This window comes from Mycobacterium barrassiae (assembly GCF_025822765.1).
GTDB lineage: Bacteria > Actinomycetota > Actinomycetes > Mycobacteriales > Mycobacteriaceae > Mycobacterium > Mycobacterium barrassiae.
On record NZ_JACKUK010000041.1, the window covers coordinates 63,084 to 78,682 of the forward strand.

The 15,599-nt window shown below is 65.2% G+C and carries 18 protein-coding genes; 3 read left to right on the top strand and 15 right to left on the bottom strand.

Translation table 11 applies throughout. The annotated features are described in order from the left end of the window. Positions 1–26: 26 nt before the first annotated feature. From glnA to H7J93_RS26175, 4 genes are all read right to left on the bottom strand, one after another. Complete coding sequence (gene glnA / locus H7J93_RS26160) at positions 27–1,367, bottom strand: type I glutamate--ammonia ligase (RefSeq protein WP_267309190.1); 1,341 nt, start codon at positions 1,365–1,367, stop codon at positions 27–29. A 61-nt stretch (positions 1,368–1,428) separates the two neighbouring features. Then, positions 1,429–1,875: a GNAT family N-acetyltransferase gene (locus H7J93_RS26165; protein WP_267309191.1), complete on the bottom strand. Its 447-nt coding sequence runs from the start codon at positions 1,873–1,875 to the stop codon at positions 1,429–1,431. Continuing rightward, positions 1,866–3,377, bottom strand: a complete 1,512-nt coding sequence (locus H7J93_RS26170; RefSeq protein WP_267309192.1) for an alpha/beta hydrolase — start codon at positions 3,375–3,377, stop codon at positions 1,866–1,868. The genes H7J93_RS26165 and H7J93_RS26170 overlap by 10 nt, the downstream gene beginning before the upstream one ends. Before the next feature lie 57 nt (positions 3,378–3,434). Continuing rightward, positions 3,435–4,826, bottom strand: coding sequence for a WS/DGAT/MGAT family O-acyltransferase (locus H7J93_RS26175; RefSeq protein WP_267309193.1), 1,392 nt, complete (start codon positions 4,824–4,826; stop codon positions 3,435–3,437). 158 nt (positions 4,827–4,984) lie between these two features. Between H7J93_RS26175 and panB the strand changes: the two genes are divergently transcribed. Then, entirely contained in the window at positions 4,985–5,851 is an 867-nt protein-coding gene (gene panB / locus H7J93_RS26180) for a 3-methyl-2-oxobutanoate hydroxymethyltransferase (protein ID WP_267309194.1), read from the top strand. An 11-nt stretch (positions 5,852–5,862) separates the two neighbouring features. Here the strand turns inward: panB and H7J93_RS26185 are convergent, their stop codons facing one another. Continuing rightward, the gene (locus H7J93_RS26185) at positions 5,863–6,642 is read right to left on the bottom strand and encodes an enoyl-CoA hydratase/isomerase family protein (protein ID WP_267309195.1); all 780 of its coding nucleotides are present in this window, start codon (positions 6,640–6,642) and stop codon (positions 5,863–5,865) included. Between the two features lie 84 nt (positions 6,643–6,726). On the opposite strand from H7J93_RS26185, the gene H7J93_RS26190 reads away from it, so the two are divergent. Next, positions 6,727–8,208, top strand: coding sequence for a CYTH and CHAD domain-containing protein (locus H7J93_RS26190; RefSeq protein WP_267309196.1), 1,482 nt, complete (start codon positions 6,727–6,729; stop codon positions 8,206–8,208). 1 nt (position 8,209) lies between these two features. Here H7J93_RS26190 and H7J93_RS26195 read toward each other — a convergent pair whose 3' ends face one another. Both H7J93_RS26195 and H7J93_RS26200 read right to left on the bottom strand, forming a co-directional pair. Then, entirely contained in the window at positions 8,210–8,416 is a 207-nt protein-coding gene (locus H7J93_RS26195) for a sigma factor-like helix-turn-helix DNA-binding protein (protein ID WP_267309197.1), read from the bottom strand. After that, complete coding sequence (locus tag H7J93_RS26200) at positions 8,413–9,081, bottom strand: GntR family transcriptional regulator (RefSeq protein ID WP_267309198.1); 669 nt, start codon at positions 9,079–9,081, stop codon at positions 8,413–8,415. The genes H7J93_RS26195 and H7J93_RS26200 overlap by 4 nt, the downstream gene beginning before the upstream one ends. Before the next feature lie 393 nt (positions 9,082–9,474). Between H7J93_RS26200 and H7J93_RS26205 the strand changes: the two genes are divergently transcribed. Continuing rightward, entirely contained in the window at positions 9,475–9,642 is a 168-nt protein-coding gene (locus H7J93_RS26205; protein WP_267309199.1) for a hypothetical protein, read from the top strand. A 124-nt stretch (positions 9,643–9,766) separates the two neighbouring features. On the opposite strand, the gene H7J93_RS26210 is transcribed toward H7J93_RS26205, so the two are convergent. The 8 genes from H7J93_RS26210 to H7J93_RS29320 all read right to left on the bottom strand — a co-directional run bounded on the left by H7J93_RS26210 (position 9,767) and on the right by H7J93_RS29320 (position 15,256). Then, a complete protein-coding gene (locus H7J93_RS26210; RefSeq protein ID WP_267309200.1) occupies positions 9,767–10,246 on the bottom strand; it encodes a phage tail termination protein in 480 nt (159 codons plus the stop codon). Beyond that, positions 10,243–10,575: a hypothetical protein gene (locus tag H7J93_RS26215; protein ID WP_267309201.1), complete on the bottom strand. Its 333-nt coding sequence runs from the start codon at positions 10,573–10,575 to the stop codon at positions 10,243–10,245. The genes H7J93_RS26210 and H7J93_RS26215 overlap by 4 nt, the downstream gene beginning before the upstream one ends. Positions 10,576–10,577: 2 nt before the next feature. Continuing rightward, positions 10,578–11,408 carry a phage major capsid protein gene (locus tag H7J93_RS26220; protein ID WP_267309202.1) on the bottom strand — a complete coding sequence of 277 codons (831 nt, stop codon included), beginning with the start codon at positions 11,406–11,408 and terminating at the stop codon, positions 10,578–10,580. A gap of 75 nt (positions 11,409–11,483) precedes the next feature. Continuing rightward, complete coding sequence (locus H7J93_RS26225) at positions 11,484–11,762, bottom strand: phage virion morphogenesis protein (RefSeq protein WP_267309203.1); 279 nt, start codon at positions 11,760–11,762, stop codon at positions 11,484–11,486. 374 nt (positions 11,763–12,136) lie between these two features. Further along, the gene (locus tag H7J93_RS26230; protein WP_267309204.1) at positions 12,137–12,553 is read right to left on the bottom strand and encodes a hypothetical protein; all 417 of its coding nucleotides are present in this window, start codon (positions 12,551–12,553) and stop codon (positions 12,137–12,139) included. Beyond that, a complete protein-coding gene (locus H7J93_RS26235) occupies positions 12,550–13,272 on the bottom strand; it encodes a putative phage head morphogenesis protein (protein WP_267309205.1) in 723 nt (240 codons plus the stop codon). The genes H7J93_RS26230 and H7J93_RS26235 overlap by 4 nt, the downstream gene beginning before the upstream one ends. Then, entirely contained in the window at positions 13,269–14,660 is a 1,392-nt protein-coding gene (locus H7J93_RS26240) for a phage portal protein (protein ID WP_267309206.1), read from the bottom strand. Before H7J93_RS26240 ends, H7J93_RS26235 begins: the two co-directional genes overlap by 4 nt. Next, on the bottom strand, positions 14,648–15,256 hold the full coding sequence (locus H7J93_RS29320; protein WP_267309207.1) for a terminase TerL endonuclease subunit: 609 nt from the start codon (positions 15,254–15,256) through the stop codon (positions 14,648–14,650). The genes H7J93_RS26240 and H7J93_RS29320 overlap by 13 nt, the downstream gene beginning before the upstream one ends. Positions 15,257–15,599: the final 343 nt, after the last annotated feature.

Genomic DNA, 15,599 nt, shown 5'->3' on the forward strand with positions numbered 1-15,599 from the left:
GTTAGCGCACGGGCGCGGGAGCTCGGTTACAGAGAGAGGTATGCCTTGAGCTCGAACGGCGTCACGTGGCTGCGGTAGTTCTCCCACTCAGCCCGCTTGTTGCGCAGGAAGTAGTCGAAGACATGCTCCCCCAACGCTTCCGCGACCAGTTCGGAGTTCTCCATCTCGCTCAGCGCCACCCCGAGGCTGCCTGGCAGCTCCTTGTAGCCCATCGCGCGGCGTTCCTCAGGCGTGAGGTTCCAGACGTTGTCCTCGGCCTGCGGGCCCAGCACGTAGTTCTTCTCGATGCCACGCAGACCCGCGGCCAGCAGCACGGCGAAGGTGAGGTACGGGTTGCACGCCGAGTCGGGGCTGCGCACCTCGACGCGTCGCGACGAGGCCTTGCGCGGCGTGTACATCGGCACCCGCACCAGCGCCGAGCGGTTGGCGGCTCCCCAGGACGCCGCGGTCGGCGCCTCGCCGCCGTGGACCAGTCGCTTGTAGGAGTTCACCCACTGATTGGTGACGGCGCTGATCTCGTTGGCGTGCTCGAGGATTCCCGCGATGAAGGACTTGGCGACGTCGGAGAGCTGCAACACGTCGTCGGGGCTGTGGAATGCGTTCGTCTCGCCCTCGAACAGGCTCATATGGGTGTGCATCGCCGAGCCGGGATGGTCCGAGAACGGTTTGGGCATGAACGAGGCGCGCACCCCGTCGCCGAGGGCGACCTCCTTGACGACGTAGCGGAACGTCATGACGTTGTCGGCCATCGACAGCGCGTCGGCGTAGCGCAGGTCGATCTCCTGCTGGCCGGGCGCGCCCTCGTGGTGGCTGAACTCCACCGAGATGCCCATCTGCTCGAGCGCGTCGATGGCGTGGCGGCGGAAGTTCGGCGCGGCGTCGTGCACGGCCTGGTCGAAGTAGCCGCCGTTGTCCGCGGGCACCGGCACCGAGCCGTCGTACTCCCCGGGCTTGAGCAGGAAGAACTCGATCTCCGGATGCACGTAGCAGGAGAAGCCTAGGTCACTGGCCTTCGACAGCTGCCTGCGCAGCACGTGGCGAGAGTCCGCCCACGACGGCGACCCGTCCGGCATCGTGATGTCGCAGAACATCCGCGCGGAGTGGTGATCGCCTGCGCTGGAGGTCCACGGCAGCACCTGGAACGTCGACGGATCGGGCCGCGCGACCATGTCGGCCTCCGACACGCGGGCAAAGCCCTCGATCGCCGAGCCGTCGAAGCCGATGCCCTCCTCGAACGCGCCCTCGAGTTCGGCGGGCGCGATGGCGACCGACTTCAGGTATCCGAGCACATCGGTGAACCACAACCGGACGAAGCGGATATCGCGTTCTTCCAGTGTGCGCAGCACGAATTCCTTCTGCCGATCCATGTCCGCAGGGTATGCAGCGGCTGTTAAATCCGTGTTACGTGAGGACTGCAATTACCGGCGGTCAGGCGTCGAGTTCGTAGCTCAGCCACGTCGACTTCGTCGCGCCGATGCCGTCGTAGAGCCGTTGCGACGTGGCATTGTCGGGCGCCGTCTCCCACACCAGCTTCTCGGCCCCTCGCTCGCGGCACAGCTGCAGCCCCCGCTCGATCAGCGTCCGGCCCGCGCCCGAGCCCCTGGCCGCCGCGTTCACGTACAGGTCGTTGAGCACGCCGACGCGGGCGCCGTACAGCGTTTGCCAGGTCCAGAAGATGGTCGCGAACCCCAACGGCGCGCCGTCACCGCGAGCGATCAGCTGCACGCCCTCGTCGGGATTGTCGATCAGCGCCCTCGCCAGCGTCTCCAGGCGGGCATCGGACGGGTCCACCTCGTAGAAGTCGCAGTAGGCCCGCAGCATCGGCATCAGCTCCGGGAGGTCCGATGCGGTGACGGTGGTGATGCTCAGCTGCACCGTGTGCCTTCCGGCGGGACGACGACGTCGATCAGGTAGCGCGCCGCGATGTCGTCGACGCAGTTGTCACCCTGGAACGCGACGGTGTGCTGCGTGCCTTCGTAGGTGAGCACCGTGCCGCCCAGCTGGCGGGCCAGGTCGACGCCGGCCTGATACGGCGTGGCCGGGTCGTTGGTCGTCGAGATGACCAGGATCGGCGGCAGGCCCTCGACCTTGATCTCGTGGGGCTCGGTCGTCGTCGGCACCGGCCAGAACGCGCAGGTGCCCAGCGGCGCGTGCCCGGTGAACTCGCCGTAGCTCATGAACGGCGCCGCCTCGCGGGCCCGGCGGTCCTCCTCGATGACCTTGGCGCGGTCGGTCACCGCCGGTTTGTCGACGCAGTTGATCGCGACCCTGGCATCGGTCGAGTTGTTGTAGTGGCCGTTCTCGTCACGGCCCATGTAGAGGTCGGCCAGCGCCAGCATCGTGTCGCCCCTGCCCTGTTTGACCTCGCTGAGCGCTTGCGTGAGGTGACGCCACAGGTTCGGCGAGTACAGCGGCAGGATCGTGCCGACGATCGCGTCGGAGTAGCTCAGCCCCCGCGGATCCCGGGTCTTGGCCGGCTTTTTCACCAGCGGGTCGATCATGCTGCGGTAAACGTCGACCGCCTTCTCCGGATCGGTGCCGAGCGGGCACGACGGGTCCTCCGCGCAGTCGGCGGCGTAGTCGTTGAACGCCTGCTGGAACGCCGCGGCCTGGCGGATGTTGGCCTCGGTCGGGTCGGCGTTGGGGTCGACGGCCCCGTCGAGGATCATCGCCCGCACCTTGTCCGGATACGCCTCGGCGTACAGGGCCCCGATCCGGGTGCCGTACGAGTAGCCCAGGTAGGTCAGCTTCTCGTCGCCGACGGCCTCGCGAAGCGCGTCGAGATCCTTGACGACATTGGCGGTTCCGACGTTGGCCAGGAATTCCTTGCCCATCTTGTCGACGCAGCGCTGGACGAAGGCCTTGGTTTCGGACTCGATGTGCTCGACGCCCTCCGGGGTGTAGTCGACCTGCGGGTCGGCACGCAGCCGATCGTTGTCGGCGTCGGAGTTGCACCACACCGCAGGGTTGGAACCCGCGACACCACGCGGGTCGAAACCGACCAGGTCGAACCGTTCGCGGACGTCGTCGGGCAGCATCTCGAGCATGCCCGACGCGGCGGCGACGCCCGGCTCGCCCGGACCGCCGGGGTTGATGATCAGCGTGCCGATCTTCTCGCCGGTCGCCTTGTACCGGATGATCGCCAGCTGCGCGACCTCGCCGTCGGGCTTGGAGTAGTCCACGGGCACCGACAGCTTTCCGCACTCGGCACCCTCGGGCGCCGGCTCACCGTCGGAGGAGTCGGACTCGCACTCGCCCCACTCGATGGGCGAGCCCGGCGGGGGCACCGCGACGACTCCGCGGCCCTCGATGTTCTTGGTGCAACCGGCGACCAGCAACATCAGCGCAGCCACAAGGACGCCGATCTTCAGCTTCATGGCACCACATGCTGCCATGACCATGGATCGACGCAGGCTAGGCGGCTATCGCGTGGCTTATTTAGTCGCGATGAGCAACTCGTCGAGAGCGGCCTTGAAGTCGTCGGCCATGTCCCAGAGATCGGGCAGCAACTCCGGGCACGACACGATGCCGACGTTCAGGCTGCCGTGCAGCGACATCACGGTGATGTTCAGTCCGGAGCCGTGGAAGATCGGCCCGAGCGGGTACATCGCGTCCACTTCGCAGCCCAGGTAATAGAGCGGCACCTGCGGGCCGGGAACGTTGGAGACGACGAGGTTGTGCACCGGCCGCGCCCCGCTCAGCCGACTCGCGGCGTAGACGCGCATCGCGACCCCGAACACCGCGGGCGCCGCGAACTGGGTCCAGTCCTGCAGCAGAGTCGCTCCGATCGCCGAACTGTGTTGTTTGGCAACCGAATTCGACTCGGCGATCGCCTTCAGCCGCTCCGCAGGGTCGTCGATGTGCGTCTCCAGTTTGGAGAACATGCCCGACACCTGATTGCGGCCGGGCCGATCGGATTTGTCGTGCACCGACACCGGCACCATCGCCACCAGGGAGCCCTCCGGCAGTTCGCCGCGGTCGTCGAGGAACTTGCGGAGTACGCCGGAGACAAGGGCCATCACCACGTCGTTGACCTTCACCCCGAAGTGGTTCTTGACCGTCTTGATGTCCTCGAGCTCGAGCTGGGTGAACGCGACGTTGCGATGCCCGGTGACGTTGTTGTTCCACGGGGTCTTCGGCGCGGCGAACGGGGCTGTCATGGCGTTGCCGCCCGCCGCGCGCCTGGCGGTGTCGACGACAGTCGACAAGGTCGACGGAATTGTGTTGATCAGCTTGAGCGGCCGGGTGGCGTACTTGACGGCCCCCGATACGGCAATCTCCAACGAGCTCGCGTCGCCGGGACCGTCCACCGGGTCCGGCGGCGGGGCATCGGCTTCGGTGCTGCACAGCTGCGACATCAGGTTCGCTCCCGAGACACCGTCGACGCCGGCGTGGTGCACCTTGGTCATTACGACGATGCGACCACCCTCCCGCGGGTCGGTGCCTTCGACGTTCTCGATCACCCACTTCTCCCACAGCGGACGGCTGCGGTCGAGTGGCAGTGACGCGATGTGTCCGCAGATCTCGGCCAGCTCACGTCGGCCGCCGGGCGACGGCAGGCCGATGCGGTGCAGGTGGCGGTCGATGTCGAAATCCTTGTCGTCCACCCACACTGGATGGTCGAGGTTGAATCGGCTGTCGGCGAGCTTCTCCCGGAACTGCGGCATCGCCTTGATCCGCAAGTCGAAGGCGTCACGGAAGCGGTCGAAGGTATACCCGCCGGGCATGGTCGAGGTGTCGAGCTCGAGGATCGAGCACACGTGCAGTGGCTGCTTCGCGGTCTCGAGATACAGGAAACTGGCGTCGAGTCCGCTTAGCCGTTGCATGTCGCCGATGGTAGGCGGGCCGGAGCCGGGTGTGAGGAAATCCACTTAACGGGGCTTTTAACTTTGGCCGGTCGAGGTGGCAGACTGAACAGGTCAGACGAACCCGGGGACCCGGATGGGCCTCGAGGATCGACCGGACCAACCCATGAGGGACAACGATGTCTGAGCAGACTGTTTACGGTGCTGCCGAGGGAAAACCTTCCGCTGATTCCGCACAACCGGCCAAGCCGCGTACGAAAGTCCGCACGCTGCACCTCCAGAAGTGGAAGGCCGAAGGCCACAAGTGGGCCATGCTGACCGCCTACGACTTCTCCACCGCGCGCGTTTTCGACGACGCGGGCATTCCGGTGCTGCTGGTCGGCGATTCGGCGGCCAACGTGGTCTACGGCTACGACACCACGGTGCCGGTGAGCGTCGACGAGCTCATCCCGCTGGTGCGCGGCGTGGTCCGTGGCGCGCCGCACGCGCTGGTGGTCGCCGACCTGCCGTTCGGCAGTTACGAGGCCGGACCGGCGCAGGCGCTGGCCACCGCGACCCGGTTCATGAAGGAAACCGGTGCGGGGGCGGTCAAGCTGGAGGGCGGTGAGCGAGTCGCCGATCAGATCGCGACGCTGACGCAGGCCGGCATCCCCGTCGTCGCCCACATCGGGTTCACCCCGCAGAGCGTCAACGGCCTCGGCGGCTTCCGGGTTCAGGGCCGCGGCGACGCCGCCGAGCAGACCATCCACGACGCGATCGCCGTGCAGGAAGCCGGCGCTGTCGCCATCGTGCTCGAGATGGTGCCCGCCGAGCTGGCCACGCAGATCACCGGCAAGCTCACCATTCCGACGGTCGGTATCGGCGCCGGACCCAACTGCGACGCGCAGGTGCTGGTATGGCAGGACATGGCCGGCATGACGAGCGGTAAGACCGCCAAGTTCGTCAAGCGCTTCGCCGATGTCGGTGCTGAATTGCGTAGCGCCGCAATCCAATACGCCGACGAGGTGGCCAGCGGGGCGTTCCCCGCCGAGGAGCACTCCTTCTAGGTCTGGCCCGCTTAGGAGAACTCGGCCTTCCGCTTCGCCAAGAAGGCGTCGACGCCTTCTCGACCGTCGGCGCTGTTGGCCCGTGCCGAGATGTGCCGGCTCTCGAATTCCATCTGCTCTTCCAGTCCGCTGCTGAACGTCGAGAGCATCAGCGCCTTGACGGCACCGTTGGATCCGCCTGACGTCGCCGCCATCTTCTCGGCGAGCGCGTCGGCGCGTGCCGCCAACTGGTCGTCGGGCACCACCTCGGTCACGAGGCCCCATTGCGAGGCCTCCTGCGCCGAGAGGACCCGGTTGGTCAGCATCAGTTCCTTCGTCTTGGTGATGCCGATGAGCCGCGGCAGGAAGTACGAACTGCTGCCGTCCGGGGACAGCCCGACCTTGGTGTACGCCATGGTGAACGACGCCGACTCGGCGGCCAGTACCAGATCGCCCGTCACGGCGATCGAGAAGCCCGCGCCGGCGGCGGTGCCGTTGACCGCCGTGATGAGCACGGCGTCCATCCGCGAGAAGCTCGAGATCGCCCGATGCAGATCGTTGGCGACGCCCTTGATGTGCAGTCCGCGATCGGGCGCGGACGCGAAGTCCTTCAGATCGCCTCCGGCGCAGAAGAAGCGGCCCGACCCGGTGAGCACCACGACCTTGGTGGCGGCGGTGTCGCAACGCCGCGCGGCGTCGGCGAGTTCGCGAGTCATGGTGTCGTTCATTCCGTTTGCGGCGTCCGGCCGGTTCAACGTGATCCGGGTGATGGCGCCGGACAGCTCGAACTTGATCGTCTCGTAGTCGGTCACACCTGGACCTTATCGCCGCGGCTTCGCAGGTCGCGCGCTCCCCCGGCCCGTCGTTCACATTTCTGTGGCAGTCTGACTCGCACCATGGGCGAATCCAACTCGAGCTATCTGGAGGTCGAGCGCAAGTTCGACGTCGTCGATTCCACTGTGTCGCCGTCGTTCGACGGGCTGTCGGCCGTCTCCCGAGTGGAACGTTCACCCGCGCAGCATCTCGACGCCGTCTACTACGACACCCCCAACCGCGACCTAGCCGCCCACCGCATCACGTTGCGCCGTCGCACCGGCGGCCCGGACGCCGGATGGCATCTGAAACTGCCCGCGGGCCCCGACGCCCGCACCGAGGTGCGCGCGCCGCTGGGTTCGGCGGTCGAAGACCCTGTGCCCGACGAGCTGCGCGACGTCGTGCTGGCCATCGTCAGGGACCGTCCGCTGGCTCCCGTGGCGCGGATCTCGACCGAACGCACCGTCGACATGCTCTACGGGCCCGACGGCACCGCGCTCGCCGAGTTCTGCGACGACCAGGTGACCGCCCGTGCGGAGGAGGACGGGCCGGAACAGCAGTGGCGCGAATGGGAGCTCGAACTCGTCGACGGTGGCGACCGCGACATGCTCAACCGGTTGGCCAACCGCCTCCTGGATGCCGGCGCAGCACCCGCCGGCCACGGTTCGAAGCTGGCCAGGGTGCTCGACACGACCGCCGCATCGGAAGCGCCGGAGCCGCCGGACGACCCGATTCACCGCGCCGTGGCCGAACTGGTCGACGAACTCCTCGTCTGGGACCGTGCGGTACGCGCCGACGTCGAGGACTCGGTACACCAGATGCGGGTCACGACACGCAAGATTCGCAGCCTGCTGCAGTCCTCCGAGGGGGCGTTCGGACTCAGCGACGACGCCTGGATCCTCGACGAGCTGCGTCAGCTGGCCGCCGTGCTCGGTGTGGCGCGCGACGCCGAGGTGCTCGCCGAGAAGTACGAGAAGGCGCTCGACGAACTGCCCGCCGAACTCGTCCGCGGACCGGTGCGCGAACGGCTGGTCGACGGTGCGAGAAAGCGCTACGCGTCGGGACACCGGCGGTCGGTGATCGCGATGCGCTCGGCACGCTACTTCCGACTGCTCGACGCGCTCGAGGCGTTGGTGACCGCGATCCCGCCGCCCGTGCCGTCCGACGGTGAAGAAGCCGCGACAGCCACGATCGACTCGGCATACCGAAGGGTCCGAAAAGCCGCCAAGGCCGCCAAGGCCGCGGAGTCCGAGCCCGAACGCGACGAGGCACTGCATCGAATCCGTAAGCGCGCCAAGAGACTTCGGTACACCGCATCGGCGACGGGTGCCGACAAGGTGGCCGACCGCGCGAAGTCGATTCAATCGCTGCTCGGCGATCACCAGGACAGCGTGGTCAGCCGGGCGCACCTCAGCAAGGAGGCCCTGGCCGCGCACGCCGCCGACGAGGACACCTTCACCTACGGGGTGCTTTATCAGCGCGAAGACGAGTTGGCGCGCCAAGCCGAGGCCGAACTCGGCGGCGCGCTGAAGAAGCTCGCCAAGTCGGTACGCAAGCACACCTGATTCAGGCGGTGGCGTGCGCGTCGCGAAGGGCGCGGCGCAGCGCCAGCATCGCCTCGTGCAGTTCGGCCCGCACCGCACATTCGGATGTGCGCAACTCGGCGGCGATCTGCGCCGTCGTGCGTTTGACGTAGTACGCCCGATAGATCAGGCCTCGGTGCGAGCTCGTCAGCTTCGCCATGGCCTGCCGGACAGACGTCTGCTCGGTCATGGCGACAGCACCGCGTGCGGGTCGAGCACCGACGGATGCGCGTCGAGGTAACCGAGGATGCTGTCGTGCGCCTGGGCGAGATGCTCACTGGTGAGACGCGCGGTCAGGGCGGCATCGCCGCGTTCGACGGCGGCCAATATGGCGTCGTGCTCGGATCCGAGGTGACGCCCTTGCCCGCTCTCGAGATGCATGTACACGTAGCGGTCGGTCAAGCGCCGCAGCTGCTCGATCAGTTCGATGGTGCGGGGGCGGTTGGCCCGCCGGTAGACCGCCGCGTGGAACTCGGTGTTGGCCGCCAACCACGTCCGCCCGTCCACGGGCTCGGACATGATCGCCGACTGTTTGCGCATGTAGAGGACGTCGGCGCGACCGATGTTGGGAACGGCGAGCTCCGTGGTTCTCGGCTCGATGGCCAGGCGCAGGTCGTAGAGCTCCTGCAGTTCCTCGACCGACATCCGGGTGACCACCGCGGTGGCGTTGGACAGCGGCTGGACCAGCCCCTCGCCGGCGAGGATCGCCAGCGCGTCGCGCACAGGGATGCGGCTGACGCCGAAGCGTTCGGCGAGCCCCACCTGGGCCAACTTGGAACCCGGCGCCAGGTCGCCGTGCAGGATCTCGGCCCTCAGCTGCGCAGCGATGCGTGCGGCCGAACTTTCGTATGCCATCTCCGCCGTCCTGTCTACGATCTTGAAATCTTGTATACAGACGCAGGCTGGGAGAAAGCTGCGGAGAAGGGATGAGTTGGCCTGTAAGCCGGATATCGGCTTTCGGCGTTTTCCCAGTTCGGAGCGATTGGGTGTCACTGGTGGCAAATGGCGGCAGGCGGACTATTTACGCAGGCCAGATTGGTTTTATCCGATCAATCCCGGCTGCCACCAGTGGCAGCAGAGTGGTGCCGTGCGTAGCGTCTGCGTAGCGGGAAAGCACCAAAACCCGACGTACACGGCATGTACTCGCGGATCGCCACTACGGCGTGTAGCTTCTGCGTCACCCGCCACTGACGGCGGCGTCAGATATTGGCAGTTGCCAACATCTGCGATCCGGTAAAGGAGACGCCCGTGCCCAACACGCCCACACTCGACCACCCCGCCACGATTACCAGCAGGTACGGAGAGACGGTCACCGTCGAGCGATCAGGCGACGGCATCGTTGTTGCCGGGGACGCGGCGCTATCTGATGACCAGGCACGCGAGTTGATTGCGGCGCTTACGGCTGTTCTCGGCTAGGTGCAGCCCGGCCCGGCAGCGCTCACGGAAACTGCCGGGCCGACCTACGCCCATTAGCGGTATCTAACGGTTTCCCCACACCCGCCGCGACGACGGGACTACCGAGACGGACGCCCCGGTATGTCTATAGCGCGCTCACGGTCTCTCTGTACCGCTGGCGCGAACGCAACCCCACCCGGACCTTGAAAGTCCCGGACACGATGCGCGTATCAATCTGCTGACCCGGCGTGAGAATCTGCGGCCCCGCCACTTCCTCAACGCCGTGAATCTGTGCAGTGAAGCCGTCCGACATGGTGAACTTGTCGCCCTGCATCGGCAGCAGCACCGCCCGAACGACCGACATAACCGACCAGGAATCGTCGCGTGACGCCGTAACAGCGCTCACCTGAATCAGCCCCTCGTCGTAGTTCTGCTGATAGTCCACGCGGCCACCTGGCACCCGGAAAAACCACAGCATCGGGTCGGCTGGCATCTGCTCGTCAAACCACTCGTCAGGCACCCAACAGCCCGATTCAACGTCGGGTAGTACCTTGCCGAATAGGTCGATCATCAGGTTTTCGAGATTGACGAAATTGTCCTGATACCAGTCGGGGAGCGCGATCACAGCGCGTGGATTCTGTATCTATCCAGCGCGGCCAGTTCGGCAAGGTTGAAGCCCTGAAAGCCGCCGCGCACGTCGAACGTGAACGGCCCCATCGTTTCTGACGTGGCTAGCTGGCCCGGATTGCGCGCCAGTCGGCACGCCGCCGTCAGGATCGCCGCCGCAATCTCCGCGTTGGCCTCGTCGTGGTCGTCGCCCTGGTCGAAACCTTCGTTTCTGGTGTAAGCACGCGCCATCAGCGTTACGGCGTCCACGGCGTGCTGTAGAACGGCCTCGGTGGGCGCGCTGTCACCTAGCAGCGCGCCCACGTCAGCAGCCAAAACCGCCGCCATGATTAGGCCGCGTCGTACAGACGGACCACACCAGCAGGGTTAGCGAAGCCCCAAGAGATACGCGCCGTCGCACGAATCTGCACCCCGTCGTAATCGAACGCGGCCTGATCGCTACGAATGATCTTGGTCCCGGTGCGCTGCGCCACGATCACCTGAGAGGCATCGACGGCCCACGCATTACCGGCAGCCACATTGGTGGACACCAGCAGCTTTAGGCCAGCCAGCGAAACACCATCGGCGACGTTATCCAGCAGACCCTTAAACGACGCCTCGGTTTCCTTCGCCTTAGACAGCGTTAGCGCCACATCGGGCGCAAGGATGATGTGCGTCAGCTTCGCGCCGTCAGCCAGAGCGTCGTGCTTAGCCTGGTGAATGGGGTCAAGCGAATCCCACGTAATCGTGCCCGTATCGACAACGTTGATGCCGGTCAGCGACAGCAGGCCGCTTGGCCCGTTAGTCGTCGTATTCGCAAAGAACGCCGCGTCGACCTTCTTAGCGATAGACCGCGCCAGCGCGCTACCGATCACCGTAGCCACAGCCGGATTAGAGTCCTCGATAGCCTCGTTGCTGGACTGCGTTAGACCCGCCACCTTCTTAGGCGTGATCACTAGCTCGCTGTTGCTCGGATCGGTCAAGCTGATCTGAGAGTTTTCGGCGTACCAACCGACAGCCGGATCGGCGGTAAGCATCGGGAAACGAACCGTCTCCGAATTGGTCTGCACTACCGTGCCCGCCTGAAACGCGATGCTTTCCTCGGCCAAAACCAGGTCGATCAGCTTCCCGTAATCTTCCGGGGTCCAAGCCTGCGCGAGGTTACTGTTTAGAACTGCCATATTGAGTTGTCCTCTATTCAGTTAATTGTGTTGTTAGATAATGGTTTCCGCGACTCTCGCGGAAGCCCTGGCACGCTAGGTGCCCTTGGTCAGCGTTTGCACAACCTCGGCCAAGTCCTTAGCGGCCCGACGATGCGGATTGCTCTTGGAACCGAACTCATGCAGCGCGGCATACTCCACGCCCGCGCCCACAACGACCTTGCCGATTAGCCGGTCGTTCTTATGCCCGCCCACCGTCACGTACGGATTAGCGGACGCCGCTAGCTGCCCGGTGCGCTTAGCGACCTTGGCCCGGTACAACGTGGCGACAAGCTCGGCTTGCGTCTGCAACAGCGCACCTAAGGCGGGACTCATCAGCACCGCCCTCGGCATCCTGCGGGTTTCTATGTCGCGTAGCGGGTGGCTCACACGGACTCCAAACGGAATACCTGCCAACCGAAATCGCGGCCCGTCACCGGGTGCGGTTGGTCCCACTGCGCGCCACCGATCACCCGATAGGTGTCTCCGTTAGCGCGCTTAACGCGGTCCTTAGCCCTAAGGTCTGTGCCCTTAGCGACGTAGAGTTCGGCTCCGGTGCTGGCGCTCTCGCCACGCTCACCAACGGGGGTTGAGGGCTGCGTGGTTCCCCATACGAGAACGCCTTGCACCGTGCCGTGCTCTTGTTTTGTCGGATTGCCGTACTTGTCCGTGTCACCCCGATACACGGTCAACGATTCGGTCGTCCGCATCTAGCCGCTTGCGAATAGGTCTGCGAAGCTCGGCCCGCCGCTAGCGGGCTGGCCCTGTCCCGCGCCTACATCGCCCCATGCCGGTTTACGGCTCGCTAGGTGCGGCTTAGCTTGCAGCAGCGCATCAATCGCGGCTGTAAACGCATCGGCATCGTCTAGCAGTTCGGCGTTAAACGGTAGGTCGGTCGGGTCGGCCAGTCGCCCGGTAGCGGCTGCGCGTGCTTCAAAGAGGGCGCGTGCAAATTTGTCGGCGCGGGCCTCGGCGTCGGTCACCTTCTGCTCAAGCTCGGCCCCGTGCGCGGTGTCGTCGTTCTGGTCGTCGATCAACTTACTGGCATCAGTAGATTGATCTTGACCAGCAATTTTGTCGGAGCCGCCAAGATCGTCGGCAGCGTCAGGCTGAGTTGTCCCGCTCATGTGTTCCTCTCAAGTTGTCTCGTAAATCCGGTGCTGCGAACGCTTTCCACCAACACCACGCGCTGAGTGCAGTTACAGCCGGGATGCCGGGGCATCGGATGCGCCTTAGGCCAGATACGGCCCTCACGCCACCACCACCGGCACAACTGGCACGGGTCGGCGTCGAACTGCCGCACCCATCCCTCAACTAGCAGTTGCTTCTGCATCGCGTCGTGCGTGGCCTGCTGCGCGGCCTCGAATACCTCGGAGCGCGCTAACCGCTCTAAGCGCATGTCCGGCGAGTTAGTCGGCTTTTCATTAGCGTCACCCGAAACATTCGTGGCGTCACGAAAATTTGCTGGTTTCCCGGTTTCTGTGCCCTGATCTGGGCTTATGTCGTTTTGCCGGCTGTAGCTAGCGGTCGTTTTGGGGGCGCGCTCAAAGTGACTGCTTAGCACCGTGTTAGCGGCCTTAACTAACCGCTCAGAGCCGTCTACCGGCAGAACGCCCACGGTGGGCACCGGCTGCGCGGCTTGTTCCTCGATCTGCACCGATAGCCACACGTCGGCCAGAGTCACCGCCGCTGCGTTGGCCCGGTTGATTGCCGCCGCGATCCAGAGCGCCGCCGTGCCCGGTGGTATCCGCTCTGCCGTTAGGTCGGCGTAGACCGCTAGCACTTCACGCGCCGCGCTGGCCGCTAGTTGTTCGGTGGCTGCCTGGTACTCGTCTACCGCGCTCACGCGGCCTCGGGCGAACTCGTCACCGCCGTGACGACTTTCGGCGCGGCAACGTTGACGCCCTGGCCGTCAAGAGCCTCAGCACGCTTAGCGGCCCGCTCGGCGGCAATCTCGTCGTCGGAGTAACCCAACTTGCGCAACACCCCAACACGCGACAACACACCCGCCTGATACAGCTTCACGGCTGCGTCGGCCTCTTGAGCGGTCGAGCGGCTGGCAGGATCGCCCCACTTCACACGCGGCGTCACACTTGCCGGGTCAACCCCGTCGCGGACGGCCACTACTAGCGCGGCCACCTGTTCAAGGGCAGGCCCAAAGATCAGTTGCTTAGCTTCGACGCGGGCGACTAGTGAACTCTCCTGCGCCCGTACGGCATCGGCGCTCGTTGGCTGTGCGTCCCACGCAGCGAGGTAGGCCGGGGGTAGCGCTGAGATAGCGCCGATCTGACCCATGACTACGCGCATAGACGATTCGTAGCCCGTCATCGCGGCGGCTTCCCACTGACCAAACTTTGCGTCGGCTGCCGACGCAACTGCCATTTGGTACGTGTCCGGGCTGACGGGACTGACAAGTTCCTTAACCGGACTTCCGTTACCGTCTAGCACCGGGTTGCCGTCAGCGTCCTTAACGATCTGTTCCCTCGGCTGTAGCCCCGTAGCCCAACGCCGTGGCAGCCCCGTCGCCTCAGACGTGCAAGCCATATCAACCAGGATTTTGTTCGCAAAATCGCACAACGGCAGCAAGTCCCAAACCTCAGAACAGCCGTCAACGTCTAGCAGCCGGTCGCTATTGACGACCGGGACCATAGGCACCACACCCACCGGGTTAGGCCATTCGTCAACCTGCTTAAGCGCACCCGACGACGCGCCCTTAGTCGGCGCGGAATACCGCACCACCCTGTCGGGCAGGAACAACGTGGCCTCGGTGCTTGTCAGCGTCTCCCAACGCTTTAGCGCGCTCGTCACGACGCGGGAAGCCGGGTCACGCTCAACGCTGACTTGCTTGGCGCTCTCGACAGTGATCCTCGGGCTGCCGTCCGGTGCCGTCGAAACAAGCACGTAGCCAGAACCAAGTAGCAGCGCCTCGCGGAACAACGTGCCGCAATGCTGCGGCATGTCGTTAGCCTCCCAGTCATCGGAGACGTTAATCCCGTCGAACGACTGCACCCTAAGCCGCTCGGCGATGCTAAGCACCGTTAGGCGCGGAATGTTGCTTACCAGGCGACCTAGCCTGTTGCCCAACAACTTTCGGTGTTCTTCGGCTATATATGCGAGCCGCTGCCTGCCGTACCAATAGCTGTCCAGCAGGTTGTACTTGGCGATAGGTTCGTCCATCGCCTTAAGCAACCGCCTAAGCACGTCGCTTTGTGTATCTGTACTCAAAAGAACCAAACCCCATTCTCGTTAGTCGGTGTGGTCGCGGCGCAATCGAATGCGGCTATCGCGGCCACGGCGGCGTCGATCTTGCGCGGCGATCCGCGCTTGTCCTTACTCACCAGATCGCCCTGCGGCGTCGCCTTAGCGACGCAGTGCGCCATATGGCTTGCTAGGCGTTCGTCGCCGTCGTGAGAGACGGCCTGAGTCATCACGGCCTGATACAGCCGGTCCGTTGCCGGTGCCATACGGGAGGCGTGCGCGGTGTTCCACTCGATCACCCGCGCCTCACCGTGCCTAGCGGCCCACTGCTCAATCTCAGAACGCCAGCCCCACGGATCGCACGCCATCGTCACCACGTCATAGCGGGCGAACGCCATATCGACCGCTGCGGTTACTTCGCCGCGTGGCACGCGCCAACGCGGATCGCCGGGGTTCTCCCACACGTCAACGACGAACAGGTGCCCGTCGAGCGTGCAGCCGATAAGGGCCGTGCTGTCACCGGATGCCGAACCGTCGAACGCCAACGTGACGCGCTCGCCCGGCCCGACTGTGCGGTCCACCTGGCAGGCGTCCCACGCCCCGAACGGCAACCAAGCGTCAACGCCGGTCACCCATTGGCCTAGCCGTAGCTGGCGAAAGACAGGTTCGCGGCTCGTCGCAAGGTCAGACGCCATGCCGTCGCTGAACTGGAATGGGCGCGGGCAAGTCATCGCCGGATTCGCGATCTTCCACGCTTCCGGGTCGTCAACTCTGCACCCGTCCGGAGCCGCGAACTCACGCAAGTAGAACGACGAATCGACACCCGTGCGCCCGTGCTCAACTAGTCGCCACATGGTCAAGTCCACGGACGTGGTGTACGACGTCGTCGCGTGATTCTTCGATGTGATGGTTCAGGCGGTCAGTGCCGCGGGGGTGGCCTCCTGTTCGGTCGGGGTGTCGTTGACGGTGCGTGAT